Here is an 11,458-nt window from a genome sequence, read left to right on the forward strand (position 1 = left end):
AACCGATCACGTCCGCAGGTACGAGGCTCCGTTGAGGTCGATGATGGTGCCCGATGCCCATTCGGCGGCCGGTGAGGCGAGCCAGTGCACGGCGGCGGCGATCTCGCTGGCGGCGGCCACCCGGTTGAAGGGGCTCTGCGCCCGGATGTCCGCGCCGCGTTCGGATTTGAGGTGCGCGTTGGTCATGTCGGTCTCGACGTAGCCGGGTGCGACGGCGGCCACCGCGATGCCGTACGGGGCAAGGGCGACCGCCATCGACTGGGTGAGCGAGTTCAGCCCGGCTTTGCTGGCACCGTACGCGGCCTGGCCCGGCTCGCCCCGAAAGGCGCCCCGCGACGAGACGTTGACGATGCGGCCGCCGCGTTCGCGCATGTGTCGAGCGGCGCACCAGATGGTGTTGGCGGCGCCGATCAGGTTGGTGTCGAGGGTGCGGCGCCACTCGTGCTGCCATTGCTCGTACGAGGTTTCCAGCACCGGGTGCGGTGTGTAGACGCCCGCGTTGTTGACCAGTACGTCGAGCCCGTCGAGCCGCTCCGCCGCCTCGTCGACCATGGCGCGTACCGCGTCCGGGTCCGTGAGGTCCGCCAGTACCGCGACGTGGCCATCGCCGGGGAGCGAGGGGAGCGGCGCGGACCCCCGGTGGTGGATGGCGACGCGGTCGCCGCTCTCGGCGAACGCGATCGCCACCGCGCGCCCGATGCCCCGGGTCGCGCCTGTCACCAGCACTGATCTTCTCGTCACCGGACCATCATCCACGATCACGGGGCGATCCCCCGGGGGAAGGGAACGCCCCGTGACCGCACCGGGTCAGCCGCCGAGGGACGCGGCGGCCGAGGCGATCGCCGAGGCGAAGGTGCTCACCTCGGTGTAGACGCCGGGGTACCCGGCCCGCGCGCAGCCGTAGCCCCAACTCGTGATGCCCACCTGAACCCAGGCGTTGCTGGCATTACGCCGGAACATCGGGCCGCCGGAGTCGCCCTGACACGTGTCGGTGCCCCCCGACGCGTACCCGGCGCAGATCTCCTCGTTCGGGATGAGGTCGCCGCCGTACGACGAGTTGCAGCTGCTGTCGCTGACGAACGGCACCTGGGCCTTCAGCAGGTACCGCTGCTGCGCGCCGTTTTCACGCGCGGCGCCCCACCCGGCGATCGTGAACGTCCCGCTGTTGTTCGCGGTGTTCGTCGCGATCGGCAGGGTGGCGAGAGTGGTGACGGGGCTGGCCAGGCGGATCAGCGCCCAGTCCTTGCCGCTTCCGTTGTAACCCGGTGCCCGGTACACGTAGTTGGACCGCACCTGGATGCGGCCCGTCGTCGACTGCAGGTCGACGACGCCGAGCGTGGCGGTGATGCTCGTGTTCGTGCCGGTGCCGCCCACGCAGTGCGCGGCCGTGAGCACGAGCCGCGAGCTGTAGAGCGCGCCGCCACAGCCCATCGACAGCCGCACCATGAACGGGAACTCGCCCTGCGCGGCCCGAGTACCACCCACGATGTACGGCCCGATGTCGGCGGAGGCCGGTGCCGTCAGCGCCATTGTGCCCACGGCGGCCGCGGCCATCGCGGCGGCGGCAAGTCTGCGAAGCATTTCTGACCCCTCCCCAGTGTTGATTCACGCGCCTTGTGGGCGCGCTATTGCGGGGAGCGTACGGATTGCGATTCAGGGATGGCAATGAGTCAATGGCATCCCAAGTGCGTCATATCAGCGGCTGAGGTTGACGCGCACCTCGTGAAGGAATCGCACGAACTGCTCGCGTTCGGCACTGTCCAGTGTGGCCAGGGCGCGCTCGCTGAGGGTCGCGGCCTCTTTTGCGATGATGTCTTTCAGTTCCCAACCGCGCTCGGTGAGGCGAAGCCGGACCAGGCGCGCGTCGGTCGGGTGCGGCTCGCGGCGCAGGATGCCGGCGTTTTCCATCCGGGTGGCGGTGCGGGTGACCGTCGGCACCGAGAGTTCGAGCCGGCGGGCCAGCTCGCCCGGCGTGAGGCCGTCTTCCTTCCAGAGCTGATGCAGGATGAACTGCTGGCCGGCTCGGACGCCATGCCGGCTGTACGCCTCTTCGGCGGCGGTCATCACGGCGCGCTTGGCGGCCCAGAACGCGGGCTGGAAGTCGGCGCTCACAAAACCACCTTGTCGAGAGATCGTTAGCCGGCTAACGTAAGTCGTTGTACGGCTAATGATAACTCGGGGGAGACATGCGTACTCTCATCACCGGCGCCACCGGCCGCGTGGGCAGCCGCTACGCCGGCCAGCAACTAGCGCACCGGCAGCCGATCCGGGTGCTGGTACAGACCGAGGACCAGGCCGCCGCCTGGTGGAACCGTGGCGCCGAGGTCATCGTCGGCGACCTGTGCGACACCGACGCGGTGAAGCTGGCCGTGACGGGGGTCGACGCGATCGTGCACCTCGCCGCCGCGCTCGACGACTACGCCACCACCGGACTGGCCGAGGCCGCGCGCGACGCGGGAGTGCCCAGGCTGGTGTGCGTGAGTACCAACCTCGTGTCCGGGCCGGAGCATACGATGAGCTTCGTGACGATGGACTGCCTCTTCTGCCGGATCGTGTCGGGCGAGATCCCGGCGACCCTGGTTCGCGAAACAGACACCACGCTGGCCTTCCGTGACATCATGCCCAAGGCGGTTTCGCACATCCTGGTGATCCCGAAGGAGCACTACGCCGACGTCGCGACGCTCGCGCAGGCCGACGCCAAGCTGGCCAGCGACGTGCTGGAGACAGTCGCCATCGTGGCCGAGCACGAGGGTCTCGTGGCTGACGGCTTTCGGGTGATCTTCAACACCGGCGAGTACGCCGGGCAGGAGGTCTCCCACGTCCACGCGCACGTGTTGGGCGGCGAACCTCTGGGTCCTATGCTCGCTACATGATCAAGGCTGAGCGGCTTGCCCGGAAGGTACAGGCCGAGGCGCGGGTGCCCGCGCTGTCCGTCGCGCTGCACCGCGCCGACCGTCCGTTGTGGCAGGTCCAGATCGGTGCGGCCGAGCCAGACAGCCAGTTCCGGATCGGGTCGGTCACCAAGACCTTCACATCGGTACTGGTCATGCAGTGCCGCGACGAGGGCCTGCTCGACCTCGATGACCCGATCGGGCGGCACCTCGACGTGCCGGCGCAGGGCGATCTGACGATACGGCGGCTGCTGTCGCACACCTCCGGCATCCAGCGCGAGCCCCACGGCGACGTGTGGGACACCCTCATCGCGCCCGACGCGGCGCAGATGCTCGCCGAGCTCGATCGCGTCGAGCGGGTGCTGCCGCCCGGCCGCCGGTACCACTACTCCAACCTCGGGCTGTCGCTGCTCGGGCACCTCGTCGGGCGGCTGCGCGGCGGCACCTGGGCCGAGGTACTCGCCGACCGCGTGCTGCGCCCGCTGGGCCTGACCGGCACCACTGTCGCGCCGACCGAGCGGGCGGTGACCGGGTACCTCGTCGACGCGTACTCGGATCACGCAAGGCCGGAGCCGCCGCTCGACGCGGGCGGCATCGGGCCGGCCTCCCAGCTCTGGAGCACCGCGTCCGACATGGCGCGCTGGGCGGCGTTCCTGGCCGACCCGGCGGCGCTCGATCCCGACGCCGCGGTGCTGCGCCCGGCGACGCTCGACGAGATGCGCTGGCCGCTGACCACGACCGACGAGGCGCTGTGGATGGCCGGGTTCGGGCTGGGCCTGATCCTGGTCCCGCAGGGAGACCGGGTCACGCACGTCGGGCACGACGGTGCGATGCCCGGCTTCATCGCCGGCGTGTACGGGCGGCGGGGCGGCGAGGGCACGGCGGCCGCGATGGGTGCCGCGGCGCTCGGTTCGTCGGGCACCGCCGCCAAGATCTTCGAGCTGCCGCACCAGCTGCTCGCGACCGCCGCCGAAGACGACCCGGCGGACATCGCACCGTGGACGCCCGGCGAGCCGGTGCCCGAGGAGTACCGGTCGGTGCTGGGCCGCTGGTGGAGCGAGGGGTTCGAGTACGTCTTCTTCTGGCGGGACGGTGCGCTGCGCGGGCGCGGCGCGGACGACCCCGCTGGCAAGCCACCGGCGGTGTTCGCGCCGGAGCCGGGCCAGCCGGATGTGCTGCGCACCGCCTCCGGGCGGGAGGCGGGCGAACTGCTGCGGCTGACCCGGAACGGTGCCGGCGTGGTGGAGCGCATGCACTGGTCGACGTACCGCTTCACCCGCGTCCAGGAGACCTTCGAGGGTTTCTCCCCCTCAGCGTGATCAGGGCGTCCCTCAAGTCGTCCTAACGACTTGAGGGACGCCCTGATCACGGGTTAGAGGGTGTGGCGGCCGCCGCCTGTCGGGGTGAACAGGGACTGGGAGGCCTGCTCGTGGGCGGTCTCTCCGTCGATCAGCTCGGTCATCCGGCGCAGCGTCGGGTCGCCCTCGTCGGCCACGTAGTCGTGCTCGCGGGTGCGGTCACGCCCGTCCGGTACCCCGAGCGCCCGCAGCAGCGGCGTCGCGAGCGCGGCCACCACCAGGTTGGCCGCCAGCGCCACCACACCCACGTAGATCGTGCTGCGGGTGTCGAAGCCCACGTTGCTCAGCGGCCACGCGGACCCGCCGAAGTGTTCCCGGACGATGTTGCCGTCGGCGCCGCGCTGCGGGATCTGGTACAGCATCACGAGGCCCGTGGTGAGCCCGCCGATGATGCCCGCGACCAGCGCCCACCGGTGCAGCCAGGCGGTGAAGAGCCCGATGGCGACCGCCGGCAGCGTCTGCATGACGAAGACGCCGCCGATGAGCTGGAGGTCGATGGCGAACTGGGTGTTGAGCATCAGGATGCAGATCACCGCGCCGAACTTCATGGCCAGCGAGGTGATCTTGCTGACCAGGGTCTCCTCGGCGGGGGTAGCCTGCGGGCGGATGAACTCCTTGTAGATGTCGCGGGTGAAGAGGTTCGCCGCGGCGATCGACATGATGGCGGCGGGCACCATCGCGCCCACCCCGATCGCGGCGAACGCCAGCCCCGCACTCCAGTCCGGGAAGTTCGCGTCGAACCACAGCGGCACGACCGTGTTGCGGTCACCGCCGATCGGCTGGATGTCGCTGAGGATCGCCGCGAAACCGACCAGCATCAGCACGCCGAGCGTCAGCGTGTACAGGGGCAGTACCGACAGGTTGCGGCGCAGCGTGGCCCGGTTGCGGGAGGCGAGCACGCCGGTCAGCGTGTGCGGGTACAGGAACAGCGCGACCGCCGATCCGATGGCCAGCGTGACGTAGTTGAGCTGGCTGCTGGAGGCCAGCAGGAGCCCGTCGGTCGTGCTCTCCGACGTGGCGTACTTCGTCTCCGCGACCCGGAAGACCGTCTCCCAGCCGCCGGAGTGCGAGGCCACGATCAGGAACGCCGCCAGCACCGTCCACAGCACCAGCGAGTCCTTGACGATCGAGATCAGCGCCGGCGCCCGCAGGCCGGAGTTGAACGTGTACAGCGCGAGGACGATGAACGCGGCGGTGAGCGGCCACCCCTCCGGCAGCCCCATCACCTTGAACACCGCCTCGATGCCGATGAGCTGCAGCGCGATGTACGGCATCGTGGCCAGGATGCCGGTCACGGCGACGCCGAGCGCGAGCGTCCGGGAGCCGAACCGGGCCCGGACGAACTCCGCCGGCGTCACGAACCCGTGCACGTGGCACACCGACCAGAAGCGGGCCAGTACCACGAAGAGCATCGGGTACACGATCACCAGGAACGGCATCGGGAAGAAGCCGGAGGCGCCGACGCCGAAGACCAGCGTGGGCACCGCCACGAACGTGTAGGCGGTGTAGACGTCGCCGCTGAGGAGGAAGAAGGTGACCCAGTTGCCGAAGGCGCGGCCGCCGAGTCCCCACTCCTCGAGCGTGTGGATGTTGTCTGGGCGGCGCCATCGGGCGGCCCAGAAGCCCATGACGGTCACCAGACCAAACATGAACGCGAAGATCCAAAACTCGACCTGGTGGTCGGCGAATGTGGGCATGTCCCTACTTGTCTTTGGTGGCGACGTGCACGATCGCGATGATCACCGAGGCTAGGAGGGCGAACGCGAGCTGGCACCAGTAGAAGAACGGCAGCCCCAGCAGCGTCGGCTCGATCCGGTTGTAGAGCGGCGTCAGGAGCGGCACGACGATCGGAATAAGAAGCAGCCAGTGCCACGGGCTTGAGTCGGCACGGCGCTGCGGGCGGACCGGTGTAGGCCGGCTCGCCTGGTATTCCGGCTTGTGGGGTGGCCACTGCCCGGGGCGGTTCGGCGGCCACGGGTGGCCCGGCGCGGCTCCGGGGGTACGGCGCTGCTCGGCCACAAGTGCCTCCGTAAGAGTGATTTGTCCAGGAGTGACGCAGGTCACCGCTCGTGATACTGGAAAAGCGTCCGAGATCGCGAATCCACCGTTTGGTGGAGGTGGTATCCACCGAACGTTCTGAAAACATTTCGGTCGCCGTCCGTCACCAAACATCCGTCCGAGCGGAAATGGGCGCGGTAGTGACGGCGTTAAGCCGATAAGATAAGGGGTACTTCAGCAGCACGCGATCCAGCCGTGCACAGAGATGGAAGCGGGTGGCATTGGCCCACGGGCCAGACCTATGACGACAGCATCCCCCACCGGGCAGACCCGCGTGCAGACCAAGATCACGGTTCCTGACTCGCAGATCATGGTGAACCTGCTCGGCGCCGGGGATGAGATCCTTCGGCTCGTCGAGCGGTCCCTGCGAAGCGATGTCCACGTCCGCGGCAACGAGATCACCATTACCGGAGTGCCGGCCGACAACGCGCTGGCCGAGCGCCTGTTCACCGAGTTGCTCGAGCTGATCGAGAAGGGCGAGACACTGACCACCGACGCTGTGCGGCGTACCGTCGGCATGCTCGAGCAGGGCACGTCCGAGCGGCCCGCCGAGGTTCTCACGCTCAACATCCTGTCCCGGCGCGGCCGCACCATCCGGCCGAAGACGCTGGGGCAGAAGCGCTACGTCGACGCGATCGACGGGCACACCATCGTGTTCGGCATCGGCCCGGCGGGTACCGGCAAGACGTACCTCGCGATGGCCAAGGCCGTGCAGGCGCTCCAGGCCAAGCAGGTCAACCGGATCATCCTGACCCGGCCGGCGGTCGAGGCCGGGGAGCGGCTCGGCTTTCTGCCCGGCACGCTGTACGAGAAGATCGACCCGTACCTGCGGCCGCTGTACGACGCGCTGCACGACATGCTCGACCCCGAGTCGATCCCGCGGCTGATGCAGGCGGGCACGATCGAGGTCGCGCCCCTGGCGTACATGCGTGGTCGCACGCTCAACGACGCGTTCATCATTCTCGACGAGGCGCAGAACACCACGCCCGAGCAGATGAAGATGTTCCTGACCCGGCTCGGCTTCGGCTCCAGGATCGTCGTGACCGGCGATGTCACCCAGGTCGACTTGCCGGGCGGCACCACCAGCGGGCTCAAGGTCGTCCGTGACATCCTGGAGGGCGTCGAAGACGTCCACTTCGCGCAGCTCTCCAGCTCTGACGTGGTGCGCCACCGGCTGGTCAGCGACATTGTCGACGCGTACGCCCGGTGGGACGCCGAGCGCGAGTCGAGTGGCCAGGGCGTGCACGCCGTGCCCGGACGCACCGCGCGCGCGGGCCGGCGTCGCTGATTCGATCCGTGGAAAAGCCGTAAACCGGGAGAAAAGCGCGTTGTCCATCGAGATCGCCAACGAGTCCGGCATCAGCGTCGACACCGACGCGGTGCTGGCCGTCGCCAGGCACACCCTCGACGAGATGGGTGTCAACCCGCTCGCCGAGCTGTCCGTGTTGCTTGTCGACATCGAATACATGACCGAGCTGAACCATCGCTGGATGGGCAGCGACGGCCCGACCGATGTGCTCGCGTTCCCTATGGACGAGGGCAGCGTCGACCACGGCCCAGGTGAGGCCGGTTCCGGTGAGCCGGCCCTGCTCGGCGACATCGTGTTGTGCCCGGAGGTGGCGGCCAAGCAGGCGGCCACCGCCGGTCACTCCGCGGCCGACGAGCTGCACCTGCTGACCGTCCACGGCGCCCTGCACCTGCTCGGCTATGACCACGCCGAGCCGGAGGAGGAGCGGGAGATGTTCGCGCTGCAGGCTCGTCTGCTGTCCAGCTGGCGGGCCAGCCGGGCCTGACAATGATTCTTGCGGAGGCCGCCGCGGCGGGTGGCTTACCAGACATCCAGCTCCTGCTGGCCGCCGCCGGGCTGGTCGTTCTCGCGGGCATCTTCGCGATGACCGACGCCGCGCTCGGCGCCGTCTCGCACGCGCGCGCCGCCGAGCTGGCCAGAGAAGGTGTACGCGGAGCGCGTGCCCTCCAGATCGTGGCGTCCGACGTCGTCCGGCACCTCAACCTGCTGCTCCTGCTGCGGTTGCTCTGCGAGCTGACCGCCACCACGCTGGTCGCGCTGGTGGCGGTCGACACGTTCGACGCCGGCTGGACCGCCGCGCTGGTCACGGCGGGCGCGATGACGGTGGTCAGCTTCGTCGTCGTCGGAGTCGGCCCGCGCACGATCGGGCGCCAGCACGCGTACGCCGTCGGGCGCGCCACCGCCCCGCTGGTGCGCTGGCTGGGCCGCGCGCTCGGTCCGCTCGCGTCACTGCTGATCCTGATCGGCAACGCGGTGACACCCGGCCGCGGCTTCCGGGAGGGCCCGTTCGCCACCCAGGTGGAGCTGCGCGAGCTGGTCGACCTCGCCGAGCAGCGCGGCGTGGTGGAGCACGGCGAGCGGCAGATGATCCACTCGGTGTTCGCGCTGGGCGAGACCATCGCGCGCGAGGTCATGGTGCCGCGTACCGAGATGGTGTGGATCGAGTCGCACAAGTCGCTGCGGCAGGCGCTCGTGCTCTTCATGCGCTCCGGCTTCTCGCGCATCCCGGTGATAGGGGAGAGCGTCGACGACGTGCTCGGCATCCTGTACCTGAAGGACGTGGTGCGCCGCACCCAGAGCGGTGACCCGGCGGCCGAGGCGATGGCGGTCGCCGACCTGATGCGCGAGGCGACCTTCGTTCCCGAGTCCAAGCCGGTCGACGACCTGCTCTCCGAGATGCAGGCCGCCCGCACGCACCTGGTGATCGTCGTCGACGAGTACGGCGGCACGGGCGGACTTGTCACGATCGAAGACATCCTGGAGGAGATCGTCGGCGAGATCACCGACGAGTACGACGTGGAGCGCCCGCCGGTCGAGCGGCTCGGCGACGGCGCGGTCCGCGTCACCGCCCGCCTGCCCGTCGAAGACCTCGGCGAGCTGTTCGACGTCGAGCTGCCCGCCGACGAGGTCGAGACCGTGGGAGGTCTGCTCGCACAGGCCCTGGGCCGCGTACCGATCCCGGGCGCGGAGGCTACGGTGGGCGGGCTGCGGCTCGTCGCCGAAGGCACCACGGGCAGGCGCAACCACATCGACTCCGTCCTCGTCCGCCGCGACCTCGATGTCGAGGTCCCGGCCGAAGTACCCGAACAGGAGAGGCAACCCGCAGATGCCTGAGCCCACTGCTGCGCCCGCCGCGCTGGAGGCGGAAGACGCCAAGCTGGTCACGCTCGCCCGCGGCGCGCGGGCCCGGATAGGCGCCGTCGAGGGCGCCGCCGTGCGCGACCAGGACGGGCGCACGTACGCGGCGGCGAACGTGGCGCTGCCCTCGCTCACGCTCACCGCGCTCCAGCTCGCCGTGGCGTCCGCCGTGGCCGCCGGTGCGACCCGGCTCGAGGCCGCGGCCGTGGTGACCGAGGCGTCCACTCTCGACGGTGCCGGTCACGCCGCCGTGCGCGACCTGGCCGCCGAGGCGCCCATCCACGTGGTGGCCCCCAGCGGCACCATCCTCGGCACGGTGACTTCGTGACGTACCGGGCGGGGTTTGCCTGCTTCGTCGGGCGGCCGAACGCCGGCAAGTCGACGCTGATGAACGCGATCATCGGGCAGAAGATCGCCATCACGTCAAACAAGCCGCAGACGACCCGGCACGTCATCCGGGGGGTGCTGCACCGCCCCGAGGCACAGGTCGTACTCGTCGACACCCCCGGCCTGCACCGCCCGCGCACGCTGCTCGGCGAGCGCCTCAACGACCTCGTGCGGTCGACCTGGAGCGAGGTCGACGTGATCGGCCTGTGCATCCCGGCCGACGAGGCGATCGGCCGGGGCGACCGGTTCATCACCGGCGAGCTTGCCGAGCTCAAGGCGTCCGTGCTCGCCGTGGTCACCAAGGCCGACCTGGTCGACAAGAAGCGGCTCGCCGAGCAGCTCGTCGCGGTCAGCGAGCTGGGCGAGTTCGCCGAGGTGGTGCCGGTCAGCGCCGTTTCGGGGTACCAGGTGGAGACGCTGATCGACGTGATCTCCGGGTACCTGCCCGAGTCACCGCAGCTCTACCCCGACGACATGCTCACCGACGAGCCCGAGCAGGTGCTGATCGCCGAGCTGATCCGCGAGGCGGCGCTCGAGGGCGTCCGCGACGAGCTGCCGCACTCGATCGCCGTCGTGGTCGAGGAGATGATGCGCGAGGGCGCGCTCACCAAGATCTACGCCGACGTGTACGTGGAGCGGCAGAGCCAAAAGGCGATCGTGATCGGTGCGAGGGCCAGCCGGCTCAAAGAGGTCGGCACCCGTGCCCGCCACGAGATCGAGGGGCTGATCGGCGGCAAGGTGTACCTCGACCTGCACGTCCGGGTGGCCAAAGACTGGCAGCGCGATCCGAAGCAGCTTCGCAAGCTGGGCTTCTAAATGGGCGGGCGGCTACTCGTCACCGGCTCGGCCGGTCGCGTCGGCCGCCTGCTCCGGCCCCGGCTGGCCCGCCCCGGCCGCGAGCTGCGCCTGCTCGACCTGGCACCCCAGGAGCCGGCCACTCCCGGCGAGACGCTGATCGAAGGCGACCTGACCGACGCTGAGACGCTCGCGCGGGCGGTCGCCAATGTCGACGCGGTGCTGCACCTGGCGGCGTACCCGGTGGAGCGGAGCTGGGCGGACCTGCAGCGACTCAACGTGGATGGCACCCGCGCGGTGCTCGAAGCCGCGCGCGAAGCCGGCGTCCGCCGCGTGTTGCTGGCTTCGACCATCCACGCCGCGGGTTTCTACCCGCGAAGTGACGTGCTGCCGGCGAGCGTGCCGGCCCGGCCAGACACGTACTACGGCTGGAGCAAGGCGGCGGTGGAGTCGCTCGGCAGCCTGTACGCCGACCGGTTCGGCATGAGAGTGTTCGCGCTGCGGCTCGGTGCCTGCTTCGCCCGGCCGCTGGGTGACCTGCTCGACGTGTGGCTCTCCCCGGACGACTGCGCCCGCCTGGTCGAGGCGTGCCTGGCCACCGACCGCACCGGTTACCGGGTGGTGTGGGGGATCAGCCGGAACACCCGCCGCTGGCTGTCGCTGGCCGAGGGCGAGGAGATCGGCTACCACCCGCGAGACGACGCGGAGGCGTACGCCGCGTCGCTGAACCCGGTCGACGGCGATCGGCTCGGCGGCTTCTTCTGCGACCACCCCTTAGGCGACCCCCTCTAACGCCCCCGCCC

General features: G+C 69.9%; 13 protein-coding genes and 1 pseudogene. 9 read left to right on the forward strand and 5 right to left on the reverse strand.

Annotated features, from left to right (window positions below; genetic code table 11):
- Positions 1 to 6: 6 nt before the first annotated feature.
- The 3 genes from QMG73_RS28170 to QMG73_RS28180 form a co-directional block, all read right to left on the reverse strand.
- A complete protein-coding gene (locus QMG73_RS28170; protein ID WP_281900602.1) occupies positions 7 to 741 on the reverse strand; it encodes an SDR family NAD(P)-dependent oxidoreductase in 735 nt (244 codons plus the stop codon).
- A gap of 66 nt (positions 742 to 807) precedes the next feature.
- Positions 808 to 1,581, reverse strand: a complete 774-nt coding sequence (locus QMG73_RS28175; protein ID WP_281900604.1) for a S1 family peptidase — start codon at positions 1,579 to 1,581, stop codon at positions 808 to 810.
- 114 nt (positions 1,582 to 1,695) lie between these two features.
- Positions 1,696 to 2,112, reverse strand: a complete 417-nt coding sequence (locus tag QMG73_RS28180; protein WP_281900606.1) for a MarR family winged helix-turn-helix transcriptional regulator — start codon at positions 2,110 to 2,112, stop codon at positions 1,696 to 1,698.
- Positions 2,113 to 2,186: 74 nt separating this feature from the next.
- On the opposite strand from QMG73_RS28180, the pseudogene QMG73_RS28185 reads away from it, so the two are divergent.
- The 3 genes and pseudogenes from QMG73_RS28185 to QMG73_RS28195 all read left to right on the forward strand — a co-directional run.
- A pseudogene (locus tag QMG73_RS28185) lies at positions 2,187 to 2,501 on the forward strand (SDR family oxidoreductase); the annotation flags it as partial.
- A 27-nt stretch (positions 2,502 to 2,528) separates the two neighbouring features.
- Positions 2,529 to 2,873: a histidine triad nucleotide-binding protein gene (locus QMG73_RS28190; protein ID WP_281900866.1), complete on the forward strand. Its 345-nt coding sequence runs from the start codon at positions 2,529 to 2,531 to the stop codon at positions 2,871 to 2,873.
- Positions 2,870 to 4,210, forward strand: a complete 1,341-nt coding sequence (locus QMG73_RS28195; RefSeq protein ID WP_281900608.1) for a serine hydrolase domain-containing protein — start codon at positions 2,870 to 2,872, stop codon at positions 4,208 to 4,210. The genes QMG73_RS28190 and QMG73_RS28195 overlap by 4 nt, the downstream gene beginning before the upstream one ends.
- 53 nt (positions 4,211 to 4,263) lie before the next feature.
- On the opposite strand, the gene mctP is transcribed toward QMG73_RS28195, so the two are convergent.
- Both mctP and QMG73_RS46480 read right to left on the reverse strand, forming a co-directional pair.
- A complete protein-coding gene (gene mctP, locus QMG73_RS28200) occupies positions 4,264 to 5,946 on the reverse strand; it encodes a monocarboxylate uptake permease MctP (protein WP_281900609.1) in 1,683 nt (560 codons plus the stop codon).
- A 4-nt stretch (positions 5,947 to 5,950) separates the two neighbouring features.
- Positions 5,951 to 6,268, reverse strand: coding sequence for a DUF3311 domain-containing protein (locus tag QMG73_RS46480; RefSeq protein WP_407676871.1), 318 nt, complete (start codon positions 6,266 to 6,268; stop codon positions 5,951 to 5,953).
- Positions 6,269 to 6,548: 280 nt separating this feature from the next.
- Here QMG73_RS46480 and QMG73_RS28210 point away from each other — a divergent pair, with 280 nt between their 5' ends.
- The 6 genes from QMG73_RS28210 to QMG73_RS28235 are packed head-to-tail and all read left to right on the forward strand — an operon-like array spanning position 6,549 to position 11,447.
- Positions 6,549 to 7,595 (forward strand): PhoH family protein, encoded by a 1,047-nt coding sequence (locus QMG73_RS28210; protein ID WP_281900610.1) that lies wholly within the window; start codon positions 6,549 to 6,551, stop codon positions 7,593 to 7,595.
- 40 nt (positions 7,596 to 7,635) lie between these two features.
- Positions 7,636 to 8,100: an rRNA maturation RNase YbeY gene (gene ybeY / locus QMG73_RS28215; protein ID WP_281900611.1), complete on the forward strand. Its 465-nt coding sequence runs from the start codon at positions 7,636 to 7,638 to the stop codon at positions 8,098 to 8,100.
- A 2-nt stretch (positions 8,101 to 8,102) separates the two neighbouring features.
- Entirely contained in the window at positions 8,103 to 9,449 is a 1,347-nt protein-coding gene (locus QMG73_RS28220) for a hemolysin family protein (protein WP_309299534.1), read from the forward strand.
- On the forward strand, positions 9,442 to 9,801 hold the full coding sequence (locus QMG73_RS28225; RefSeq protein ID WP_281900613.1) for a cytidine deaminase: 360 nt from the start codon (positions 9,442 to 9,444) through the stop codon (positions 9,799 to 9,801). The genes QMG73_RS28220 and QMG73_RS28225 overlap by 8 nt, the downstream gene beginning before the upstream one ends.
- Positions 9,798 to 10,676, forward strand: a complete 879-nt coding sequence (era, locus tag QMG73_RS28230) for a GTPase Era (RefSeq protein WP_281900615.1) — start codon at positions 9,798 to 9,800, stop codon at positions 10,674 to 10,676. The genes QMG73_RS28225 and era overlap by 4 nt, the downstream gene beginning before the upstream one ends.
- Complete coding sequence (locus QMG73_RS28235) at positions 10,677 to 11,447, forward strand: NAD-dependent epimerase/dehydratase family protein (protein ID WP_281900617.1); 771 nt, start codon at positions 10,677 to 10,679, stop codon at positions 11,445 to 11,447. It abuts the gene before it with no gap.
- Positions 11,448 to 11,458 lie beyond the last annotated feature (11 nt).

The organism is Phytohabitans aurantiacus (assembly GCF_027923225.1).
Classification (GTDB): Bacteria; Actinomycetota; Actinomycetes; order Mycobacteriales; family Micromonosporaceae; genus Phytohabitans; species Phytohabitans aurantiacus.

Coding starts and splice junctions, on each gene's coding strand:
- QMG73_RS28220 (WP_309299534.1), top strand. CDS start 8,103: ATGATTCTTGCGGAGGCCGCCGCGGCGGGTGGCTTACCAGACATCCAG.
- QMG73_RS28175 (WP_281900604.1), bottom strand. CDS start 1,581: ATGCTTCGCAGACTTGCCGCCGCCGCGATGGCCGCGGCCGCCGTGGGC.
- QMG73_RS28225 (WP_281900613.1), top strand. CDS start 9,442: ATGCCTGAGCCCACTGCTGCGCCCGCCGCGCTGGAGGCGGAAGACGCC.
- QMG73_RS28210 (WP_281900610.1), top strand. CDS start 6,549: ATGACGACAGCATCCCCCACCGGGCAGACCCGCGTGCAGACCAAGATC.
- QMG73_RS28190 (WP_281900866.1), top strand. CDS start 2,529: ATGGACTGCCTCTTCTGCCGGATCGTGTCGGGCGAGATCCCGGCGACC.
- QMG73_RS28235 (WP_281900617.1), top strand. CDS start 10,677: ATGGGCGGGCGGCTACTCGTCACCGGCTCGGCCGGTCGCGTCGGCCGC.
- mctP (WP_281900609.1), bottom strand. CDS start 5,946: ATGCCCACATTCGCCGACCACCAGGTCGAGTTTTGGATCTTCGCGTTC.
- QMG73_RS28195 (WP_281900608.1), top strand. CDS start 2,870: ATGATCAAGGCTGAGCGGCTTGCCCGGAAGGTACAGGCCGAGGCGCGG.